18 protein-coding genes and 1 pseudogene are annotated in these 21198 nt (G+C 56.0%); 6 read left to right on the forward strand and 13 right to left on the reverse strand.

What is annotated here, in order from left to right:
• The first annotated feature begins 114 nt into the window (after positions 1-114).
• The 4 genes and pseudogenes from KQX66_RS05450 to KQX66_RS05465 all read left to right on the forward strand — a co-directional run bounded on the left by KQX66_RS05450 (position 115) and on the right by KQX66_RS05465 (position 4827).
• Positions 115-957: a sugar phosphate isomerase/epimerase family protein gene (locus KQX66_RS05450; RefSeq protein ID WP_216790707.1), complete on the forward strand. Its 843-nt coding sequence runs from the start codon at positions 115-117 to the stop codon at positions 955-957.
• The gene (locus KQX66_RS05455) at positions 954-2528 is read left to right on the forward strand and encodes an FAD-dependent oxidoreductase (RefSeq protein WP_216790710.1); all 1575 of its coding nucleotides are present in this window, start codon (positions 954-956) and stop codon (positions 2526-2528) included. Before KQX66_RS05450 ends, KQX66_RS05455 begins: the two co-directional genes overlap by 4 nt.
• A gap of 46 nt (positions 2529-2574) precedes the next feature.
• Positions 2575-3636 carry a Gfo/Idh/MocA family protein gene (locus tag KQX66_RS05460; protein WP_216790712.1) on the forward strand — a complete coding sequence of 354 codons (1062 nt, stop codon included), beginning with the start codon at positions 2575-2577 and terminating at the stop codon, positions 3634-3636.
• Between the two features lie 152 nt (positions 3637-3788).
• A pseudogene (locus KQX66_RS05465) lies at positions 3789-4827 on the forward strand (IS1595 family transposase).
• Here KQX66_RS05465 and KQX66_RS05470 read toward each other — a convergent pair.
• The gene (locus KQX66_RS05470) at positions 4770-5273 is read right to left on the reverse strand and encodes a GNAT family N-acetyltransferase (RefSeq protein ID WP_216790714.1); all 504 of its coding nucleotides are present in this window, start codon (positions 5271-5273) and stop codon (positions 4770-4772) included. The pseudogene KQX66_RS05465 and the gene KQX66_RS05470 sit on opposite strands and share 58 nt — an antisense overlap.
• Positions 5274-5746: 473 nt before the next feature.
• On the opposite strand from KQX66_RS05470, the gene KQX66_RS05475 reads away from it, so the two are divergent.
• Positions 5747-6934: an MFS transporter gene (locus KQX66_RS05475; protein WP_438804172.1), complete on the forward strand. Its 1188-nt coding sequence runs from the start codon at positions 5747-5749 to the stop codon at positions 6932-6934.
• Between the two features lie 60 nt (positions 6935-6994).
• On the opposite strand, the gene KQX66_RS05480 is transcribed toward KQX66_RS05475, so the two are convergent.
• The 3 genes from KQX66_RS05480 to KQX66_RS05490 all read right to left on the reverse strand — a co-directional run bounded on the left by KQX66_RS05480 (position 6995) and on the right by KQX66_RS05490 (position 10409).
• Complete coding sequence (locus KQX66_RS05480; RefSeq protein WP_216790716.1) at positions 6995-8479, reverse strand: extracellular solute-binding protein; 1485 nt, start codon at positions 8477-8479, stop codon at positions 6995-6997.
• 54 nt (positions 8480-8533) lie between these two features.
• On the reverse strand, positions 8534-9415 hold the full coding sequence (locus KQX66_RS05485; RefSeq protein ID WP_216791070.1) for a carbohydrate ABC transporter permease: 882 nt from the start codon (positions 9413-9415) through the stop codon (positions 8534-8536).
• A gap of 67 nt (positions 9416-9482) precedes the next feature.
• On the reverse strand, positions 9483-10409 hold the full coding sequence (locus KQX66_RS05490) for an ABC transporter permease (protein ID WP_216790718.1): 927 nt from the start codon (positions 10407-10409) through the stop codon (positions 9483-9485).
• Positions 10410-10683: 274 nt separating this feature from the next.
• Between KQX66_RS05490 and KQX66_RS05495 the strand changes: the two genes are divergently transcribed.
• The gene (locus tag KQX66_RS05495) at positions 10684-11736 is read left to right on the forward strand and encodes a YrpD family protein (protein ID WP_216790721.1); all 1053 of its coding nucleotides are present in this window, start codon (positions 10684-10686) and stop codon (positions 11734-11736) included.
• Between the two features lie 86 nt (positions 11737-11822).
• On the opposite strand, the gene KQX66_RS05500 is transcribed toward KQX66_RS05495, so the two are convergent.
• The 9 genes from KQX66_RS05500 to KQX66_RS05540 all read right to left on the reverse strand — a co-directional run bounded on the left by KQX66_RS05500 (position 11823) and on the right by KQX66_RS05540 (position 21159).
• Positions 11823-13421: a response regulator gene (locus tag KQX66_RS05500; protein WP_216790724.1), complete on the reverse strand. Its 1599-nt coding sequence runs from the start codon at positions 13419-13421 to the stop codon at positions 11823-11825.
• Positions 13418-15262, reverse strand: coding sequence for a sensor histidine kinase (locus KQX66_RS05505; protein ID WP_216790726.1), 1845 nt, complete (start codon positions 15260-15262; stop codon positions 13418-13420). Before KQX66_RS05505 ends, KQX66_RS05500 begins: the two co-directional genes overlap by 4 nt.
• Entirely contained in the window at positions 15262-16767 is a 1506-nt protein-coding gene (locus KQX66_RS05510; protein WP_216790728.1) for an extracellular solute-binding protein, read from the reverse strand. The genes KQX66_RS05505 and KQX66_RS05510 overlap by 1 nt, the downstream gene beginning before the upstream one ends.
• 37 nt (positions 16768-16804) lie before the next feature.
• Positions 16805-17440, reverse strand: a complete 636-nt coding sequence (locus tag KQX66_RS05515) for a TetR/AcrR family transcriptional regulator (RefSeq protein ID WP_308647129.1) — start codon at positions 17438-17440, stop codon at positions 16805-16807.
• A gap of 141 nt (positions 17441-17581) precedes the next feature.
• Positions 17582-18373 (reverse strand): energy-coupling factor transporter transmembrane component T family protein, encoded by a 792-nt coding sequence (locus KQX66_RS05520; RefSeq protein ID WP_216790731.1) that lies wholly within the window; start codon positions 18371-18373, stop codon positions 17582-17584.
• A 14-nt stretch (positions 18374-18387) separates the two neighbouring features.
• Entirely contained in the window at positions 18388-19272 is an 885-nt protein-coding gene (locus tag KQX66_RS05525; protein WP_216790733.1) for an ATP-binding cassette domain-containing protein, read from the reverse strand.
• The gene (locus KQX66_RS05530; RefSeq protein WP_216790735.1) at positions 19257-20081 is read right to left on the reverse strand and encodes an ATP-binding cassette domain-containing protein; all 825 of its coding nucleotides are present in this window, start codon (positions 20079-20081) and stop codon (positions 19257-19259) included. Before KQX66_RS05530 ends, KQX66_RS05525 begins: the two co-directional genes overlap by 16 nt.
• 9 nt (positions 20082-20090) lie before the next feature.
• Entirely contained in the window at positions 20091-20585 is a 495-nt protein-coding gene (locus KQX66_RS05535; RefSeq protein ID WP_216790737.1) for a CD3072 family TudS-related putative desulfidase, read from the reverse strand.
• Positions 20572-21159 (reverse strand): CD3073 family putative ECF transporter S component, encoded by a 588-nt coding sequence (locus KQX66_RS05540; protein WP_253956948.1) that lies wholly within the window; start codon positions 21157-21159, stop codon positions 20572-20574. Before KQX66_RS05540 ends, KQX66_RS05535 begins: the two co-directional genes overlap by 14 nt.
• Between the last annotated feature and the right edge of the window lie 39 nt (positions 21160-21198).

Genomic DNA, 21198 nt, shown 5'->3' on the forward strand with positions numbered 1-21198 from the left:
GATTTACCAGAAGAAGTCATCGTTCTCTCTATTGAATCCGAAGGCCATTGAATACAATGAGGGGGTAGAACATTCTCAAATTCAAATGCTATCCGCGTTTTGGGGAGGAGCCTTATGAAGCTTTCGTTAAGCATGTGGAGCTTGCATCGTACGGTGAGAGCAGACGGGTGGACGGTCATCGATTTTTTATTGTTTTGCCGTAAGGAGGGTATCGATTCGGTCGAGCTGCTGAACGTATTCTGGAAAAATCAAGCTGTGGAGCTTGAAGAGGTCGTTCGCTACACCCGGGAGAGCGGTATCCGGGTCGCTAGCTATGCGGTCGGCAACGATTTCGTCAGCGCCTCGGAGGAAGGGCGGTTGGCGGCCTTGCGGGAAATTACGGACGCGTTCCCGGTGGCGAAGGCGCTCGGCACGTCCGTCGTTCGCGTCTTCTCGGGCAGTCTGCATCCCGGAATCGACTACGACCAGGCGCGTGGCTGGATCATAAGCGGCCTGTCCGAAGCGGCGAAGCTGGCGGAAGAGGCCGGGATTACGCTCGCTCTGGAAAATCACGGTCAGCTGGCCGGGCGCGGCGGGCAGGTGAAGGACATCATCGAGCAAGTCGGGTCAAAAGCACTGCGCTCGACGTTCGATACGGGCAACTTCCTGCTGGTCGACGAGCATCCTTCGCAAGCGATCGAGCCGCTGCTGCCTTATATTGCGCATGTCCATGTCAAGGATTTCAAGCGGCATCCGGAAGGAAGGTACCAATCGCTGGGCGGCCAGACGTTCGAAGGCGCCGTGGCAGGCGAGGGCGATACGCGTCTGGCTTCGCTGATCGAACGGCTCGAAGCGTCCGGTTATGCCGGGGCGTACGTGCTGGAGTACGAAGGGACAGACGATGAAGCCGAGGGCATTCGCGGAAGCTATGCTTTTGCAGATGAGTACAATCGTACACATGGGGAGGGCAGGCCATGATCCGAGAGCGGGAGGCGGAGATCGTCGTCATCGGAGGCGGAACCGGCGGATGTGCGGCGGCGTTGGCCGCGGCCAGACTCGGGAAGCGCGTGATCATGACCGAAGAAACTGAATGGATCGGCGGGCAGCTGACGAGCCAGGCGGTGCCGCCGGATGAGCATCCGTGGATCGAGCAGTTCGGCTGTACGCGCAGCTACCGGCAGTTCCGGGACGGCGTGCGTGGCTATTACCGGCGGCATTTTCCGCTGACGGCCGCGGCAAGGGCGAATCTGCTGCTGAATCCCGGCAGCGGCGGCGTCAGCCGGTTGTGCCACGAGCCGCGGACGGCGCTCGCCGTTCTGCAGCAGATGCTGGCTCCGTACGTTCACAGTGGACAGCTAACGATCTTGACGAGACATACGGCGGAAAGTGCCGAAACCGATGGGGATCGCGTCGTTTCAGTGACGGTACGCTGCCTGCGGACCGGGGACCGCACCGTGCTGACCGCGCCTTATGTGATCGACGCAACCGAGTGCGGGGATGTACTGCCGCTGGCGGGAGTCGAGTACGTGACCGGCGCGGAATCCCGCAGCCAGACCGGCGAGCCGCACGCCTTGGACGGAGCGGCCGACCCGCTCGATATGCAGGGCTTCACCTACTGCTTCGCGATGGATTACTTGCCCGGCGAAGATCATACGATCGCGAAGCCCGCACAATACTCGTTCTGGCGGAACTATCGGGCCGACTTCTGGCCGGATAAGCAGCTGAGCTGGACCGGTGTGCGCCCGTCTACGCTGGAGCCGGTCACTTACGAGCTGTTCCCGGGCACGGAGCGCTATTCGCTGTTTCATTACCGGCAGATTGTCGATAAATCGCACTTTGCCGAAGGTACGTACCGCAGCCATGCGACGCTCGTCAATTGGCCGCAAAACGACTATTGGCTGGGCCCCGTCATCGAGGTGAGCGAAGAGGAGCGCCGGCGCCATCTGGAGGGTGCCAAGCAGCTCAGCCTGTCGCTGCTGTACTGGCTGCAGACGGATGCGCCCCGACCGGACGGCGGTCAGGGTCACCCGGGCCTGCGCCTGCGTCCCGACATCGTCGGCACGGAGGACGGACTGGCGATGTATCCGTACATTCGCGAATCGCGGCGCATCCGGGCCGAATTTACCGTATTGGAGCAGCATGTGGGCGCCGATTGCCGCCCTGGCGGCCAAGCGGCGGCGTTCCACGATTCGGTCGGCATCGGGGCCTACCGGATCGATCTGCATCCGAGCACGGCCGGACGGAACTATATCGATATTTCGTCGCTGCCGTTTCAAATTCCGCTTGGCAGTATGATTCCGATCCGCGTGGAGAACTTGCTGCCCGCCTGCAAAAATTTGGGCGTCACTCACATTACGAACGGCTGCTACCGGCTTCATCCGGTCGAGTGGAACATCGGCGAAGCGGCCGGCGCTCTTGCCGCCTATTGCATCGACAAGCGGCTCAGCCCGCGGGCCGTCCGCGGAAACGCGCAGCAGCTCTCGGCGTTCCAGTCGCTGCTGGCAAGGGAAGGCGTGGAGCTGGCTTGGCCATCGATGCACGCCATTTAGCCGAGCGGGTAAACCTTATTTGATCATAAAACGAGGTGTAGCTTTCATGAGCAATAAAATCCGCATTGCCATCATCGGAGCGGGTTCGATCTCGGAATTGCATCTGCAATCGTATCGGAACAATCCCCGAGCAGAACTCGCAGCCATCTGCGACCTTAACGAAACGAGAGCGCAAGCGAAGGCGGAAAAATACGGCATTCCGCACGTGTATACGGATTATCGCGAGCTTCTGTCCCGCCCCGATATCGACGCGGTCAGCATCTGCACGTGGAATAACGGCCACGCGCCAATCAGCATTGCAGCGCTCGATGCGGGGAAGCATGTACTCTGCGAGAAGCCGCTTTGCAAGACGGTGGAGGAAGCGTTAGCCGTGGAGCAGGCCGTGCGCCGCAGCGGGAAGACGCTGCAGGTCGGCTTTGTGCGCAGATATGCTGCGAACACGCGCATCGTCAAGCAGTTTGCGGAGAACGGGGAGCTTGGCGACATTTACTACGCCAAAGCGTCCTGCATCCGCAGGCTGGGCAACCCCGGCGGCTGGTTCTCGGATATCGAGCGTTCCGGCGGGGGACCGCTGATCGACGTAGGCGTTCACGTGATCGATCTGTGCTGGTATATGATGGGCAGGCCGAAGGTCAAGTCCGTATCCGGCAATACGTACCGCAAGCTCGGGAACCGCTCCAACATTAAAAACCTCGCGTTCTACAAGGCCGCCGATTACGACGCCGGACACAACGATGTGGAGGATTTGGCGAACGCCATGATCCGCTTCGAGAACGGGGCATCCCTGCTTGTGGACGTCAGCTTCTCCCTGCACGCCAAGGAAGACGAACTGACCGTCAAGCTGTACGGCGAGAAGGGCGGCGTGGAGCTGGAGCCGAAGCTTGCGATCATTACGGAGCGGCACGACACGATTTTGAATATCGTCCCGCAGATCAACAATCTGTCGTTCGATTTCGCCTCCGGCTTTCAGGACGAGATCGATTATTTTATCGAGGTATGCCGGGGCACGAAGGAAACGATCAGCCCGGTGGAGGACGGCGTCGAGATGATGAAGATGCTGTGCGGCATTTACGAGTCCGCCGCTCAAGGCGCCGAAATTCGATTTTAACTATCGCTGCGAAGAGCATACGCTACGCCCGCCTAACCCGGTTATGGCGGGTTTCGTTTTTTATAGCTTTTTTCTGAAATATTGTTGCTATAAAACGAACCTAGCCCAAATTTTGTTATAATAACAGTATCAATACTACAAAAAGTGAGCTGATTTCCGTGGAGTGGACAGAACTTTATGAAAAGTTCTACGATATACCCCATACCGGAAAGGTCAAATTGTATGATGCCATTAAGGATACATTGTATCCAGAACAGAAAACCAATATCACAAACATGATTGAAGGCATACGTGAGGTTCGATTTAGTAACGGGCTAGCTTGTATTCACTGTGGGAGTCTGAGTTTGAAACGAAACGGAAAGTATCGTTCACGGCAACGCTATTTGTGCAAGGATTGTGGAAAAACCTTTAACGACATGAGCGGAAGTCCACTCTCTGGTACACATCACCCTCATAAGTGGCTTCGATACTTTGAAATGATGGTTGAAGGTAAAGGTAAATCATTACCCAAAATTGCGCAAAAATTAGAGATCCATATATCCACTGCCTTTTATTGGCGACATAAAATCTTGAATGCAATACGCTCACTGGGTCATACCACTCTAAGGGGTATTGTTGAAAGTGATGAAACCCATTTCATAGAAAGCGAGAAGGGCAAAAAAGGTGGGATTTGACACCGTAAATCACGCAAACGTGGTGGTTCAGCCCAAAAACGAGGCATTAGTAATGAACAGATTTGTGTTGTTGTAGCTAATGACCGAAATGGTGGTATCTTCTCACAATTGGCAGGACGTGGGCGAATAACTTCTGTTCAAATCAATCAAGCCCTTGGCAAAGTTATCCATAAGATGCTGTATTATGTACGGATTCTGCAACCAACTATAAATCATTTGCAAAACAAATCAGTATCAACCATGAAGTAATAAATGCTCGTAAAGGCGTACATGTAAAGAAAGGTATCTATCATATCCAACATGTGAATTCGTATCACAGTCGCCTCAAAAATTGGATGAATCGATTTAATGGTGTGGCTACACGATACTTGGATAACTATTTATTTTGGTTCCGCTTCTTAGAGACGAATAAGGAAATTGGAGAAAAATGACCCCAAAAGCAATGCTTATGGCATCATGTCAAAAGCCAAACTTTACGAAAGTAGGTTCTTTTAGGCAATCCAACTTAAATTTCTGACGACTACCTCCTTCTGGACCATTTGGAATTAACTCGTCTAACGGAATGAAACCAAACTTCTGGTACAACTTTCTTGCGGGTTGCCCATCTGGAATATCATCACCAAATGTAATAACTACTACTTCTGATGGAACAGTGATAAGTCTCAAAACATGACCTACCAAAGCTGTTGCTATTCCTTTATTTCTCGCTTTCGATGAAACAGATAACCAACCAATTTTATATTTTGGGGCATTTGATGCTGAAAATAAAATTCCACCGAGCAATTTAGAACCGGGTAATCCATCGTTCTCTCTCACACAATAAGCGCTATCTTGATTTATATTCTTCTCTAATGCTTGTATAAACTTTGGATCATTTACCATTGGTCCAAATAGGTATTCAACCTCAGAAGCTAGCTCTAACCATCCTTTGAGGTCATCCATTGTTGCGCTTGCAACCTTCATAAATAACGCCCTTTCGTTTACAATATTTACCACTCGGTCATGCGGCTATCTTAAACTGATGCAATCATAACATTTTTAGGATAATCCCACTACTGTCATCTATAAAGCAACAATCTTTTAGAAAAAAGCTTTTTTTATAGAGCAAAAAATCGCTGAACTGCGGAGGCAGGGGGATTCGACTCTAACGGCAAGGAGGATTCTCCTCGAAGAACATTACAGAGCAGTTCAACAAAATATGATTGAACTCCAGAATAATCTTCATTTACTCGCCGATAAAATCGTTACTTATAAGGAAATGGAGAACAATTATTACGCCTCACACGCATCAAAGCAAAAGCCTGAAAAGCCACAAAAGTAAGTATGAAACAAGTCCTTTGCCGCTTTTCATAGCGAATTATAAGGCGGGACCGGATTAAAACCAACTAAAAATATACTAATACTTTGATATTGCGCAATCGAAAGGATGAACACCCTTGCAAATGAACAAGTCATTCCTCACATTTTCTATCGCTCTCGGAGTATTCGGCATAATAAATACGGAGCTTGGCATCGTGGGCATTTTGCCGCAAATTGCGGAGCACTTTCAAATAAGCGCCTCTCAAGCAGGCACGCTTGTAAGCATGTTTGCATTGATCATTGCCGTTTCCGGTCCGTTTATGACCCTTTTATTTTCCGGTATAAACCGAAAAAAGATGTTGGCCGGGGTACTTGCCGTTTTCGCCATTTCGAATCTATTTTCCGCTTTTGCCCCAACCTTTACCGCCTTACTGCTGTTTCGGCTGCTGCCCGCTTTTCTTCATCCGGTTTATTTTTCTGTAGCATTTGCAGCGGCAGCAAGCTCCGTTTCGAAAGAACAAAGTGCCACGGCAGTCGCCAAAGTTTTTATTGGGCTAACGGTCGGGATGGTCATAGGCGTTCCGATCACATCGTTTATCGGGGATCAGTTTTCGCTTAAAGCCGCATTTCTTTTTTCCTCTATCATCCATGCCATCGCACTGGTCGGAATTGCGGCTTTTATTCCATCCTTACCCGTAAAAAGCAAATTATCTTATGGCGAGCAATTGACGATTTTGACAAAACCACAATTATGGCTTAACGTTGCAGCGGCTTGCTTCATCCTGGCGGCCTTATACTCCGTCTACTCCTATTTTGCGGAATATCTCAAGGTCGTGACAGGGATGAACGGTAAAATCGTAAGCGTCATGTTAGTTCTTTTTGGGGCCAGCGGTATTTTTGGAAATCTGCAAGCGGCGAAATTTTTAAGCAAAAATAGGGTAAAAACCATTATTTTTTATCCTCTTGTGCTTGGCGCCATTTATTTACTGATATTTTGTGCCGGAAGCTACTCCATTCCCATGATTGCAATTATCATCGTATGGGGGGCCGTTTTTACCGGCGGTCTGATTGTAAGCCAAACTTGGCTAACCTCGGAGGCCCCGGAAACACCGGAGTTTGCCAACAGCTTATTTGTTTCTTTTGCGAATTTGGGCGTCACGCTTGGCACCGCTCTGGGCGGGTGGTTTCTGGCCCATATGGGAACACGCCAGATTACCTGGAGCGGCGTATTGTTTCTGGTGCTCGCGTCTGTCTGTATCTGGTTAAAAATCAAGCTTCCGAACGAAGATAAGAATGACTCCCGCCAACGGCCGGCGAAAATTTAACCTCACTACCGTGAGTAGCCCGCCGTAACCGAAAAAGGTCAGGCGGGCTGTTGTGCGGCGTTACTTGCGGCTGCTCTCATACCATTCGTTGGCCGCTTTGATCATGTCGCTGCCGCCGCTTGCTTTCCATTGCTCCAGAAACTTGTCGTAGGTTTCCAGCGGCTCGGCTCCGGTGACGTACTTGATGAAGGCGTCCTCGGCCTGCTTTTGCAGCTTCTGCGAATGTTTCGAGATGTCCGCAATCGGCGGGGCGTAGGTCAGCGCGTCGTGGTACAGGATTCCTTTCGCATTCGCTTGGTACGTTTCGTAATAGCTCTGGACGAACTCGTTTTTGCGAACGCGCGCCTGCCAGTACGCCTCGTAATTTTTCTCGTCCGTTCCCGTCAGAAAGTCGCTTCCGAAGTTCCATTCGTCGTTGAATTTGGGCAGGATCGGATAGTACTTTCCGTCCTTCACTTCATGGTGTACCCCTTCCTGGCCGATCGCCAGCCCCTTGAAAATATCCTTCTCCAGCTTGAGGTCCAAATACTTCATCGCTTCCTCTTTATTCGGAGACCACTTCGGGATGGCGATAAACCACGGAACGCCGCCGATGCCGACCTGCGCCGCTTTTCCGCTGTCTCCCGTCAAGTAAGGCAGGATGCCGATCTTGGCATCCGGGAAGTTTTTGGCCAGCGCGTTGTTGAGATTGGCGGCGTCCCACCACCCGGACCGGAACATGAACGCCTTGCCGCTCGTGAACTTCTCCAGCAGCTTGTTCGGCTGGTTGATCGCCCATTCCGCGTCGAGCAGTCCCTCAGTGTACAGCTTCTTCATGAACGCGAGATAGTCCTTCGTCTTCGGGTCTTCGACCATATGCACGATTTTGCCGTCGCTCTCGCTCCAGTTCGTGCCCGGACCGTAATACCAGCCGAAGGTGGAGCCGATCTCCGCGTGGAACGGATCTTTGCCCCCGGTTATCGGGATGACGTTTTTCTTCTCCTTGACCGTCTTCAGCACGGCGTACAGCTCGTCGCGGGTCGCCGGAGGCTTCAGCCCTAGTTCATCGAGCCAATCCTGCCGGTACACGAGCGCCGTGCCGGTCGCCACGCCCGAGCTGCCCTCCGGGATGGCGTACAATTTGCCGTTCAGTCTGGCGCCGTTCCACGAGGCCGGGCCGATCGCTTCCTGCATGTTTTTGCCGTACTTCCGGATCAAGTCGTCCAGCGGCTCCAGCGCGCCAGAGGAAGACAGCTTGGCGTACTGGTTCGCGTTCAGCTTCATGATATCGTAGGGCTCCTTGTTCGCCATGAGCAGGTTCAGCTTTTCGTCCGCGTTTTCGACCGGCAGCATATCGTACTTGACGTCGTAGCCGGTTTTTTCTTTCAAATATTTGCCGACCGGGTTGTTGTTCGGATCGAACCGGTTGTACTGTAGCAGCTGGCGCAGCTGCGGCTTCGCCGTGTCCAATTTGGCCGGTTCGGGGGCCGGACCCCCGCCGCCGCAGGCAGTTGCGATGGAAGCGAGTACGGTCACGGACAGGATGGCAGCCAGTTTCTTGGTCATCGAAAAACCTCCTTTGGATGGTCATGGTTGAAGTAAAAACAGGGTTCACTACGGTTATTCCTTGACCGAGCCGACAAGAACGCCTTTGACGAAATAGTTTTGCAGGAACGGGTACACGAGCAGGATCGGCAAGGTCGCGAGCAGAATCGAGGCCGCTTGAATCGCTTGCGGCGACGTGTTCATGGCCGCGTCCACGTTTATCTGTGCGCCGAGCTGCAGGAACGTATCGCTGGAGGAGACGAACAGCTCCTTCAAATACAGCTGCAGCGGCTTGTTCTCCGGGGTGTTGATGTAGATCAGCGAAGCGAAGTAATCGTTCCAGAACGCCACGGCGTAGAACAGCGCGATCGTCGCCAGCACGGGCAGGGACAGCGGCAGCGTGATGCGCCACAGGATCGTCAGATTGCCCGCCCCGTCGAGCTTCGCCGATTCCTCCAGACTGTCGGGCAGACTCTCAAAATAATTTTTGATGATGAGCATGTTGTAAACGCTGATCATCGCGGGCAGAAACAGGACCGGCAGCTTGTCGATCAGCTGCAGGCTTTGCATCAGGAGATAGGTCGGAATAAGCCCTCCGCTGAACAGCATGGTGAAAATGTACATCAGAATGAACCATTTCCGGCCGTGCAGCCGGGGTTTGGACAGCGGGTAGGCCGCCAGCGTCGTCATGAACAGCGCCAGCAGCGTCCCTGCGACCGTAACAAACACCGAGACTTGAAACGAGGCGAGGAACAACGATTGGCTCATGACATACCGGTACGTGCCGATCTGCCAGTCTACCGGCAGCAGCGTGACGCGCCCGGAAACGACGGCTTCCTCGCTGCTCAGCGACTTGGCGATCAGATTCAGGAACGGGAACATCGTGGTCAAGCCGAGCAGCACGAAGAACGTGTAGTTCAGCGCCGTGAACGCCCGCCCGGCGGGCGAAGCCGACATGCTGCTGCGGCGTGGGCGGAGTGCGGACTTCGCGGCGTGTGATATTTTAATCATGAGGTTCCTCCTTTTACCAGATGCCGCGCTTCAAATATTTTCGCGCCAGCCCGTTGCCGGTAACGATCAGCACGAAGGCGATGACGGATTCGAACAAGCCGACCGCCGTGGAGAAGCTGTAATCCTGCTCCCCGAGGCCGATCCGGTACACGTACGTTCCGATGACGTCGGCCACGTGGTAGACGCTCGGGTTGTACATGACGAGAATCTGCTCGGTTCCTGCCTCCAGAATCGACCCGAGCCGCAAAATGAACATGAGCAGGATGATCGGCACGAGGCCCGGCAGCGTAATGTGCAGCGTCTGCTTCCATTTGTTCGCCCCGTCCATCTTGGCCGCTTCGTACAGCTGCGGGTCGATGCCGGTCAAGGCGGCCAAATAGACGATCGTGCTCCAGCCGACCTCCTTCCAGCCGGCGGAGGCGACGAGCACGGAGCGGAAGACCTCGCCGTCCAGGAAAAACTTCACCGGCTCCCCGCCCAGCAGGGCGATCCACCGGTTCACGACCCCTCCGTTCACCGACAGCAGATCGATGAACAGCCCGCTGACGATTACCCAGGACAAAAAGTGCGGCAGGTAGACGATCGTCTGAATGGTGCGCTTGAACAGCATATGTTTCAGTTCGTTCATCAGAATGGCGACGATAATCGGGAGCGGGAATAAAAAAACGATTTTGTATACGGAAATGAGCAGCGTATTGCGAAACACTTGCAGGAAGCCCGAGGAGGTCAGCAGCTTCTCAAAATGCTTGAAGCCGACCCATGGGCTGGCGCTCATGCCGTCGAAGATGTTGAAGTCCTTGAACGCGATGACGATGCCGTACATCGGCGTATATTTGAACAACAACAGAAACAGCAGGCCGGGAACAAGCGCGGCATACAAATCCCAGTCTTGGCGGACATCGGCCCAGAGCCGGGCCCGTTTGATTTTGCCGGTTCGCACGCGGTGCGGCACCTCCTTGGTTCGACGACGGTTTGCGGTGCGGGGAAGCTTGATTTCAGTGTACCGGGGGGAGGCCCGGGAGGGTAGAAGAGGGCGATGACCTTTTTTGGTAGTTTGATTGTTTTTTGGCGGAAGGCAAGCGGAAACGGTGCTGAGTTACCACAGGTTGTCATGTGAATACCAAATAAAGTAATTATATTCCCTTATATGGGTTTATTTGAATTTTGTAGACTTAAAGTGGAAATCCCATTTAAAGCCAAGGAGAGTGGTTTGGATGAAGAAAAGGTTTGGTTTATTGGCCGTTGCGGCAGCGGTCATGGCGGTGTTCCCAACGGCGATAAGCGCCAGCGATGCGCCGGGGCGTGCGAAAAGCGGAGACGCACCGGTGTCGATCGAAATGAGCGGGGTGGAAGTGACGGACTTCACGAAGACGGCGACGGCTGCGAAAATCGACGAGGTGCTGGCCAAGGCGCGCCAGGCGGGGATGGAGAGCGTACAAGCCCAAGGCTTGCAGAGAAGCGCGGCAGCGGTTGGACATACGGTCGATTACACGTTAATCGACGGGGATACCGCCTATTTCTATGAGAAAAGTCCGACGCAGGCGAAGGAGAAGGTTTACGTCTACGAAGCCGCAGCTTCGGAAGCGGGCGGCGATGCCGGCCAGCGGATTGCGGCAGCGGCGGGCAACCTTCCGGGCGGCATCGGGGGCAGGGCGGTTGTCAATACGAACGGCTCGTACCTCAACACGACGGTGCGATTGGCGACGCCGAACCAGCTTGTTGGTGCGCCATCGGGAGCAACCTACACTTATGCGGGCTTTACCGGAACCTCCGGCAGCCAAGCGGTAGAAACCGATATGGGCTTGCAGTACAGCAATGCGTACAATAATCATAAATGGCTGCCTGTGATGGCCGTATTTAAAGGTTCCAAGACGTACGGCACGTTTGTGTCGCCTTATAATCAGGTGCAGTATAAGAACGGCTATAAGCCCGGTTCGGATGTAAACCTTACCGCTTACCGGAATTTGAACGGCAGCGTGCGACTCTCGATGAGCGGCTATGCCATTTGCTCCGACATGACGTGCTCTTCCCAAGCGGATACGTACCTCACGTCGGTTCTGGAGGTGGCGAATGTCAATGTCTCCAGCGTAACCAGGTGGAAAATGCTGGCGACCATTGCCGGCTCCGATAGCGTGACGGGAAGGAGCTATGCCCAATTTAAAAACGTGAACGTGGACGGCACGGCGCGAAATCCGGTCAAAGATGTGGAGGATTATGCGACCGTCTCTGTTTCCGGAAACACTGCGACGATTACCGTTTCCAGATAACACTTGATTTTTGCGGAATCGAATCGAACAAGCCCTTACCTGCGGCTTGTTCGATTTTTTTTCGTTCCGGCGGCCGGTTCACGGCTTCAGGGCTTCATCTCCCCTGGCGTGACGCCCCAATATTTGCGGAATACCTTCGTAAAATAGCTCACGTCCCGATACCCGGCCAGCATGGCAGCGTCGTAAACCTTGGCGCCTTTAAGCAGAGCGGCTTTGGCGGCTTCCATCTTGCGCTCCAGCACGTACGTGGAGAACGTCTTCCCGGTTTCCTGCTTGAACAGCCTGCTCAAGTAGGACGAGTTGACATACAGCCGGTCCGCGACCGTATGCAGGGTGAGCTCGGAGTCCAGCTCCTTCTCGACGATGTCCAGGATCGTCCGGACCGTATCATGGCTGATGCATTGGCGCTGGTTCTGCACGTAAGCGGCGATATGACGGACCGTGCGGCTCAGCCATGCCTGGATCTGTTCCTTCGTCGTCAGCTGAAGCGGATTGTGGAAGAACACGTAGTCGTCCCCGGTCACTTCCTTGACCCGCCAGCCTTGGCGCTGGATCGTCCGGGTCAGCAGGCTGACGAAATAGAGCACATGCTCGTGCACATCGTCCACGGACCCGGCCCGGCCCATTCCTTCCGCCCACAGCGCGGAAGCCAGCTCCTCCGCCTTGCCGGGATCGCCTGTCTCCAGCGCGATCTCAAGCCCTTTCTCCAAGGTCGGCTGCAGCGTAAGCGCGGAAGTCCCTTCCGGCTCCTCCCGGTACGGAATCGCGATATCCCGTCCGTACACTTTACGGCACAGCAACGCTTTACCGGCTTGAGCGTACAGCTTGTGCAGCTCCCCGGGGCCGCCGGTTGCCCCGCTGATGCCCGCGCTCGCCGTGAGCTTCAGACATTCTTTCACCTTTCCGAGGAGCCGGGTCACCGTCGTGTGCGCATGCAGCAGAACGCCGTTCGGGTCCTCGTCCGGTTCCGCATCGAACAGAATGACGGTACGGCCTTCCGGATCGGTAAAGCTCGAATGCCCGGACCGTTGAAGCAGCTCGCTGACGATGCTGTGGAGGGAAAATAAGAGGAGCTGCCGGTCCTTCGGGCCGAAGCGCGTATCCGATTCAGGGAGCGGGTCCATGTCGAGCACGGCGACCGCCAGCTTCCGGTCCGGCTTCAGATCGAACTGCACGTCCTTGCCGTATTGCACCGCTTCGGGCAGGCTGTAAGCTCCTTCCGCCCAGCGCCGGAAGAAGCTGTTGCGCAGCTGCGGCAAATGCTGCCGCCATTTCTCCTGCAGCATCGCCTGATTGCTGATCCGCTCCAGCTCCTGCCGAAGCTGTTCGGCCGCTTCCAGCACGGCTTTCAGAATTTCTTCGTCCCCGGCAGGCTTCAGCAAATACTTCATCACCCCGACGTCCATTGCAGCCTGCGCGAATTCGAAATTATCGTGCCCGCTCAGGATGATCAGCTTCACCAGCGGGTCCAGTTCCTGCAGCTTTCGGGCCAGCGTGATGCCGTCCATCTGCGGCATTTCGATATCCAGCAGCACGATATCCGGCTTCTTGCGTTCGAAGAGCTCCAGCGCTTCGAGCCCGTTCTCCGCCGTGCCGATCACTTCGATGCCGTGGTCCTCCCACGGAATATGATGCATCAGGCTGTTGCGCAGGCGAATTTCGTCTTCGACAATGAATAAGTTCATGCCAGCTTCACCTCTTGGTGCAGACCGGGATGGGGAGGCTCCAGCTCGTGATTCTCCTTGCACTTCTCCAGCGGAAGAATCAGCGTCGCGGTCGTGCCCTGGCCCTCCGCGCTGCATAGTTGAAGTTCGGCCCGTTGGCCGTAAACGATGAGAATGCGCGACATGACGTTGCGCAGGCCGAACAAGTCCTTGGGGTTGCTTTGTCTATACGACAGCTTCCCCGATTCATATGCAGCCAGCTTGGCCAGCTCGCTGCGGATATGCTCCAGCCGCGCCGGGGGAATGCCGGACCCGTTGTCCTGCACGGTCAGCACCAGACAGCCTTCCTCCACGCGGCTGGCGATGAGCAGACGGCCGTCTCTGCGCTTTTCCAGCCCATGAAGAATCGCATTCTCCACCAAAGGCTGCAAAATCAGCTTCAGCACAGGGACGTTCTTGCTTTCCTCGGAGAGCTCGTAGCTGACCGTGAACGAATCGAGAAAACGGAGCTGCTGCACCCGAATGTAATAGTGCAGGTGCGTGACCGTTTCTTCCACGGAGAACGTTTCCCGTCCTTTGCTCAGGCTCAGACGGAAGAAGCTCGACAAGTTCAGCACCATTTCGCCGATTTCGTCGGCGTCGTAATTTTTGGCGGTCCAATAGATCGAATCGAGCGTATTGTAGAGGAAGTGCGGATTGATCTGCGACTGCAAAAATTTCAGCTCCGTGTTGGCGAGCTGCAGCTGCTGTTCATAATAATTTTCGATCAGATGACGCTGCTCTTCGACCATCTTGTTGAAGGCCCGGGTCAAGTAACCGAGCTCGTCGGCCCGGTCGTTCTCCAGCCGGACGTTAAAGTTGCCGCTTCCGACCCGCTTCATGCCCTTCAGCAAACGCTGCACGGGAGAAGCGATGCCGCTGTACACCCCCCAGGAGATGAGGCAAGCGAGCACGATACTGATTCCGATAATAATGAAGGTATACATCCGGTTCAGGTTCGTTTCCCGGTACAATTCTTCCTTCGGCTGGGACAGCACGAGCGACCATTTGTAGTAGGCCGAATCGACCTTCGTCGAAATCTCGGACCCGCTTCCGCTCTCTTCGTCCGCGCCGTTCCGCGTCCGGTCGGCGCTTTCCGTTCCCGTCACCAGGTGCCCCTTATCGTTATAGAGGGCGATTTGCGCTTGCGGCGACGGCAGCAGCGACACGAGCAAGTCGAGCAGCTTGTCTTTGTTCAAAGTAATGATAAGCAGGTTCGGCTCGCGGTCCGGGTTGTTGAGATCCATCGTACGGACCAGCGAAATACTGTCCGTATCCATGACGGAGCCGAATGTCTGCCGTTCGGGAAACTCCATGTCGGGCATGACATAGGTAATGGCAGAGCCTCCGGCCTCGGCAAGCTCCTGCAGCCTCAGCACCTGAAGCGGATGCTCGATCAGCTTGCCTCCGTTAGTGGCGTTCAGCAGCATCCGGGAGGAAGCGTGATACAGCGAAATTTGGGAGACCATCGGGCTGATCGAGGTGACGCTGGAGAGCTCCTTCATGATCTCGAAAAAATTGACATACGATTGCGCCGTCAACTCCGGTCCCGTCTTGTTCAGCAGCCTCAGAATGTTGTTGTTCGTAGCGGCCAGCGTCGAGATTTGCTCGACATTTTGCAACGTGACTTCGATATAATCCATCGAAGAGGTCAGCGCGCCCTTGGTCCGCTCCTCGGTTTGCTCCAGCAGGATGCGCTGGGAACGGAAGTTGACGAACAGACTGACGATGACGAGAGGGACCAGCACGAGGACGAAATACACAGTGAGGCGGAGCTGAATTTTTTCCGTATACCGTTTGTATAACCAAGGCCACAGTCGCATCAACGCACCTCCAGCTGCTTTTGATACCACTCGTTTACTTCCTTCGTGATTTCGTCGCCGCCCTCCCGCCTCCACCAGTCGGCATACGACTCGAACCGGTCCAAAGGAATAACGCCGACGACCATCTTGATGAAAACGTCGAGGAGCGCGGACAGCTTCTTCTTGTACTTTTCCATGGCGGGAGTCGGGGGACCCCGGAATTCGTTGCGAATGACGTTCCGCTCGACCGTCTGAATGTTCGAGTACAGCTGGAAGCGGGGGCCGAGCGAATCGAGCCGCTCCTTCAATAAGGCCGGGGAAGGCACATCGACGAGCGAGGAGTACATGCCCCGGTACAGATGCTTGTCGTGCTCCGTAAAGTCGGTCACGATGCGTCCGTTCCGCTCGCTCCAGACTTGGTTCCGGAAGCCGAGCTTCAACTCGCGGCTGCCCTCCCCGGCGATGAAGTTCAGCATGCGGATGACGGCCCCGGCCCGGCGGCTATGGGCGGGAACGACTTGATACTGGCGGATCAGCGATGTCTCGTACGTGCCCTTGCGCCCTGCCGGTCCGACAGGATAATCAAGGGGAATCCACTCGGCCTGCGGGTCGTTTTTCCGGTTCAGTTCAATCGGTCCGCGCGTATCGTACCAGGTCGCCGAGAACAGTCCGACTTGACCGGATGCGACTTTTTGATCGAGGTTCCGGTTTTTGTTGATCGGAAATTCGGGATCGAGGAGCCGCTCGGCGTATAGGCGATGGAGAAAAGTAAGCGCTTCCTTCGTTTCGGGCAAAATGTCCGCATAGACCAGTTTGCCGTCCCGTTCCAGCCATTGGCCGAGCTGGACGCCGAACGCGCCGAAAAAAGGGGAGGACCGTCCCATCTTTTCGATCAGGATCAGTCCGAGCGTATCTTGCTTGCCGTTGCCGTCGGGGTCGCTGCGGGCAAACGCCCGAATGATCTCGTAGTATTGCTCCAACGTTTGCGGCGGCTTCAGGCCGAGCTTGTCCAGCCAATCTTTCCGCGCGTACATCAGCTCGATGCCGCGTACATCGTTGACGCTGGGAACCGCATAGATGTTGCCGTTGAACGTGACTTTATCCCAGGCCTCCTTCGGAATGCTCGCCTTCAGCGCGGGGCCGTAGCGGTCGATGTAGTCGTTCAGTGGCAGGAGGAGGCCGCTCTTGGCATAATTGGCGACCCAGACGTCGCTGAACACGCTCAGCATATCCGGAGGATTGCCGGAAGCCATAAGCGCGTTCAGCTTCACTTCATATCCTTCGGAAGGCGGCACTATGACGCGGATATCCAGATTCGTCCGCTCTTTGATATAGTCGAGATACGGGTTACGGTTCTCGTTCAGGCCCTCGGGGAACGTAAATCCCAAGCTGTTCAGAACGACGGAGACCGGCTCCGGCGGGACGGCTTCCGGATTGCCGGTCCGGTAACATGAAGTCAGTCCGGCGACGCCAAGGATCGATGCGAGCAGCACAGAGCAACGAATCCGTTTCGCATTCACGGCCATCTACTCCTTTGGAAAAGGTGGTTTGGCTTTTACTTGCTTATCCCTCGCTCCGAAGCACGCTTTTGACCGCCTCTTGCCAGATGTCCTCATAGTTGAATTTGAAGCCGATCATCATAAAGTTACCGATGTTGTCGATCACCATCGTGAGCATATGCGCCTTGGCCGTAATCCGCTCGTCCGGAACGACGCCAAGCTTCGCGCCGTGCGTCAGCAGTTCCTCGAACCCGCTGGCGAACCCTTCGGTCACCGCGTGGAACCGCTGCTCGTACTTCGGTTCGTTGCGGGAGCCCCGGATCATGTATTCGTTCAGGATGCGGGGGAAGTATTCGTCCTGCCGTTGGTCCTCGATCATCCGGCAGCCGTCGGCCAGCAGCTTCGCTTCGAAGTTGTCTTTCGTATAGTTCTGGATGGAAAAGGATTTCGAAAAGTCGATTTCCTTCGCGATTTCATCGAAAAGAACGTCGATTAGCACATCTTTGGAAGGAAAATGATAGTAGATTGCGGGCTTGGAAATTCCCACTTCTTTGGCGATCATCGACAGGCTTGTTTTGTCAAACCCGTGCTCCGCGAACAGCCGGTAGGCGATTTCCAAAATTTTGGCGTAGGTTTCGTTGATAACAATCACTCCGTTAAACGTTTTGCTACAAAATCCCCAGAAAATTCCTGCTCTCACCAATACTTCTGCATCCTCGTGCGAAATCCCTCCTTTTCGAATGAGGGACATTCGGCCTGCCGTAAAACAAAACAAACAAGCCCTCTTCGAGAAACCGGGGAACCGGATCGAAGAGGGCTATGGCAGCCGGATCGGGCAAGCTTACCAGAGCAAAATCAGCGTCAAGTTCGACAGCGCAAAAGCGAACACGGCGTAGTCGTGCGGGCGGAACCGGTATACGCGAATCGGCGTCCGTCCGGTATCGCCTTGGTAGCAGCGGGACTCCATCGCAACGGCCAAATCTCTGGCGCGCAGGATGGAGAGCACGAACAAGGGCAGCAGCATCGGCAGCACGCCCCGGAAGCGGGCCGCTACCCCTTTGCGGTGAAAGCCTCCGCCCCGGGCCGTCTGCGCCTTGCGGATCTTATCGAATTCGTCCAGCAGCAGCGGGAGGAAGCGAAGGGCGATGGCGAACATCATCACCGCTTCATGCACTGGCACCTTCAGCTTCTTCAAGGGACTGAGCAGCAGCTCCAGCCCTTCCGCAAGCACGATCGGCGAAGTCGTCCGCACGAGCAGCGACAAGAGCAGCACGATCCCGGCGATCTGCTCGCACATGACGACGCCTTTCACGGCGCCTTCCACCGAGAACGTGACGAAGCCGATCGTGATCCACGTACCCCCCGGAACAGGTGTGAGGATGGCTTGGTAAATCATCGTGGACGTAAAAAACAGCAGCAGGGACAAAAAAGTCAGCGTCAGCACGCGCCAAGAGAGCTTGGCAACGCCCCAGAGGACGATGAGCAGCGCGAGCTGGGTGCTTTTCAGGAGCAGGTGGTGGTTCAGCAGCAGACTGAGGCCGAACAGCAGCACGGCGACAATCTTCATGCGCGGGTCCCAGCGCTCCAGCCACGAGTTTCTTTTTTGGTAGATCAAATCGCTTGTTGCGGACATAGGTCAGGCGCTCCTTAGGAAAGTAGGACTGGATTGGACCGCTCCGCATACCTTCGTGCGATCCGTTGAGCGGTCTCTTCGACCGATTCGGGAAGGACCGGGCCGCCTCCAAGCATTCGGCGTATAGCCAGCGCCGGAGGCTCCTCCCAGCCGAAGGCCGCCAGAAGCTGCGGATCGGACAACAATCGCGCCGGATGCCCGTCGGCCATAAAGCGGCCATCCTTCAGCGCAATGAGCCGGGAAGCGTGCTCCAAAATTTCGTCCAGCTGGTGGCTGACCCACAGTATCGTCATCCCGTTCTCCCGGTTCAAACGGTGCAGCAGCTCGAACAGCGCTTGGCGCGAAGGCAGATCGAGACCGGCCGTCGGCTCGTCGAGAATGAGCACGTCCGGCTCCAGCACGATGACGCCGGCGATAGCGGCACGCCGCTTCTCGCCTCCGCTCAGCTCGAACGGACTCCGGCTTGCGAACGCGTCATCGTCGAGGCCGACCGCCGTCATCGCCGCCCGGACCTGCGCCTCCTTCGCTTTGGGCGTCAGCCCGGCATGCTGCAGGCCGAAGGCGATGTCCTCGAACACCGTCGCCGCAAACAGCTGATGCTCGGGATATTGAAAAATGTACCCGACCCGGTCGAACAGCTCCGGACGCTTGGCGGTATGCGGGTTGACCCCGTCCAGCAGCAGCTCGCCCTCGGTCGGGGAAAGAAACCCTTTGAGCAACTGCGTGAACGTCGACTTCCCCGAGCCGGACTTCCCGGCAACGGCCAGCATCTCGCCCTTGTCGATCGTCATCCCGATCTCTCGGAGCACCGTCGGGGCAGCGGAGGAAGACTCCTTTTTACGTCGCCGTTTGCCATAGGCGCCATAGGTGAACGACACGTTCTTCAGCTCGATACGCATAGCAGCTTCCTCCATTCCTCCGGCCCGGGCGAATCGGAAACGGGAACGCCCAGTCTCCGCGCCGCCAGCGCCAGTCGGCGCGGGTAAGGCAGCTCCAGCCCGCAGCCGGAGAGCAGTTCTTCCTGCGTCCACAGGTCCGCAGGCTTCCCGACGGTCTGGACGCCGCCTTGCCGGAACAGCACCCAGCGGTCTGCTTCGAACACTTCCTCCAAGTGGTGGGTGATGTAGATCAGCGTAAACGGATGCTCGCGACGAACCTCGTGCAGCGTCTGCACAAACTGCTTCCGGGAGACGGGGTCCAGCATCGAGGTCGCTTCGTCCAGAATCAGGCAGCGGGGGGCGAGCGCCAGCACGGAAGCCAGCGCCAGCTTCTGCTTCTCTCCGCCCGACAGCTGCGTCACGAGGCGGTCTTCGTCGGCGTCGAGCCGGACCGCGTTCAGCGCCCAGCGAATCCGGCGCTGCATGTCCTCTTGCGGCCAGCCGATGTTCGACAGCCCGAAAGCGATGTCCTCGCCTACCGTCAGGCCGACCTGCTGGTTTTCCGGGTTTTGAAATACGATTTGGACGCGCCTGCGGATGGAAGGGACCGCTTGAGGGTCGGCAGTATCGTCACCCTCGACAAGGATCGAGCCTTCCGTCGGCAGCTCGATGCCGTTCAGCAGCCTCGTTAGCGACGATTTGCCGGAGCCGTTCGGGCCGAGGAAGGCGACGAATTCGCCGGGCTCAAGCTCCAGGCTGACATCGCGAAGCGCCCAAACCGGCGGTTCGCCGCCGGTATAAGAAAACGATACGTTTCGAATCGAGATCATAAGTCGTAATCACTGCCTTTCCGGAGTGGCGACCGGGCCGTAGACGCTTTTCGCGTCGGCGGGATCGAACAAGCCGTCCTCCGTATTCGGAATTTGCCAGAAGAAGTCGATATGCACGCCTTTTTCCGCGGCCAGCGTCAAGAATTCCTGCATGAAGACGCCTTTGCCCGGATCGCAGGAAGGGCTTCCGCTAATGCCGAGCCCGCCCGCAATCGTGTAGCCGTGATCCTGATATACTTTCAACTGCTCGACGAACGGCAGCAGAATGTTCCGGTTATGGGCGTGAAACTCCGGCGTGTCGTACTCCTCGACCGTCATCGGGGGCCGCTCCGGCCCGAGAAACGTGAACTCGGGGCAGGGCAGCTGGACGATGCCGTATCCTTGCCCGTTCGCCCAATCGACCGCCGATTTCATCACGCCCGGACTCCGGGCTTCCTCGGCGACGACGGCGTTCTGATTCAGCACGCAATGGGAGGCGACGATGATTTTCTTACTGCGCTGCATGGGGAGCCCCCTTCGATCCGCGTTTGGCCGGCCGCTTGAGGAGCGACTGCGGAATGCCTTTGATCACGTAGTAGACGAACAGGGCCGACAAGATTTTGTCGATTAAATTTTCAGCCAGACGGGGCAGAAACGCCGAAGCGAACAAGCTGCTGCCGGCTTGCTTCAGCCAGAGCACCGCAATATCCTGTACGCCGCCCGTTAATCCCCCGAAGACGCCGATCGCGATGACCGTTCCGATGGCGGGGCAGACGATGCCCAGCAGTAGGCCCGAGACGAGCGCCGACCGCAGCGTATATCCGTATTTTCGTGCGGTATAGCCGACAATCAGCCCGACGGTGGCGTTCACTAGCGCAAAAGGAATCGACGAATAGCCGGACGTCACGCCCAGGACCAGATTGGTCAGGATGCCGACCAGCGCGCCCCAGAACGGGCCATAGACGGCGGCGATAAAGATCGTACCGATGACGTCGAGGAACAGGAACGGAATTTTCAGGCTTCCGACGACCGTTCCCGCGATGACATTGATCGCCACGGCCAAAGCGCCGAGCGTGATGATTAACGTTTTTTGATTCATGCCGAACGACCTCCAAGGATTCATAAAATAAATAGCGGA

Origin of the sequence: Paenibacillus oleatilyticus, assembly GCF_018998565.1 — a bacterium.
GTDB classification, from domain to species: domain Bacteria; phylum Bacillota; class Bacilli; order Paenibacillales; family NBRC-103111; genus Paenibacillus_G; species Paenibacillus_G oleatilyticus.

What these genes read in the sequence shown, in the direction of transcription:
- KQX66_RS05495 (WP_216790721.1), top strand. Translation starts at nt 10,684, where the DNA reads ATGAAGAAAAGGTTTGGTTTATTGGCCGTTGCGGCAGCGGTCATGGCG.
- KQX66_RS05525 (WP_216790733.1), bottom strand. Translation starts at nt 19,272, where the DNA reads ATGCGTATCGAGCTGAAGAACGTGTCGTTCACCTATGGCGCCTATGGC.
- KQX66_RS05480 (WP_216790716.1), bottom strand. Translation starts at nt 8,479, where the DNA reads ATGACCAAGAAACTGGCTGCCATCCTGTCCGTGACCGTACTCGCTTCC.
- KQX66_RS05455 (WP_216790710.1), top strand. Translation starts at nt 954, where the DNA reads ATGATCCGAGAGCGGGAGGCGGAGATCGTCGTCATCGGAGGCGGAACC.
- KQX66_RS05470 (WP_216790714.1), bottom strand. Translation starts at nt 5,273, where the DNA reads ATGAAGGTTGCAAGCGCAACAATGGATGACCTCAAAGGATGGTTAGAG.
- KQX66_RS05485 (WP_216791070.1), bottom strand. Translation starts at nt 9,415, where the DNA reads ATGTCGGCTTCGCCCGCCGGGCGGGCGTTCACGGCGCTGAACTACACG.
- KQX66_RS05510 (WP_216790728.1), bottom strand. Translation starts at nt 16,767, where the DNA reads ATGGCCGTGAATGCGAAACGGATTCGTTGCTCTGTGCTGCTCGCATCG.
- KQX66_RS05505 (WP_216790726.1), bottom strand. Translation starts at nt 15,262, where the DNA reads ATGCGACTGTGGCCTTGGTTATACAAACGGTATACGGAAAAAATTCAG.
- KQX66_RS05460 (WP_216790712.1), top strand. Translation starts at nt 2,575, where the DNA reads ATGAGCAATAAAATCCGCATTGCCATCATCGGAGCGGGTTCGATCTCG.
- KQX66_RS05520 (WP_216790731.1), bottom strand. Translation starts at nt 18,373, where the DNA reads ATGTCCGCAACAAGCGATTTGATCTACCAAAAAAGAAACTCGTGGCTG.
- KQX66_RS05535 (WP_216790737.1), bottom strand. Translation starts at nt 20,585, where the DNA reads ATGCAGCGCAGTAAGAAAATCATCGTCGCCTCCCATTGCGTGCTGAAT.
- KQX66_RS05530 (WP_216790735.1), bottom strand. Translation starts at nt 20,081, where the DNA reads ATGATCTCGATTCGAAACGTATCGTTTTCTTATACCGGCGGCGAACCG.
- KQX66_RS05540 (WP_253956948.1), bottom strand. Translation starts at nt 21,159, where the DNA reads ATGAATCAAAAAACGTTAATCATCACGCTCGGCGCTTTGGCCGTGGCG.
- KQX66_RS05500 (WP_216790724.1), bottom strand. Translation starts at nt 13,421, where the DNA reads ATGAACTTATTCATTGTCGAAGACGAAATTCGCCTGCGCAACAGCCTG.
- KQX66_RS05450 (WP_216790707.1), top strand. Translation starts at nt 115, where the DNA reads ATGAAGCTTTCGTTAAGCATGTGGAGCTTGCATCGTACGGTGAGAGCA.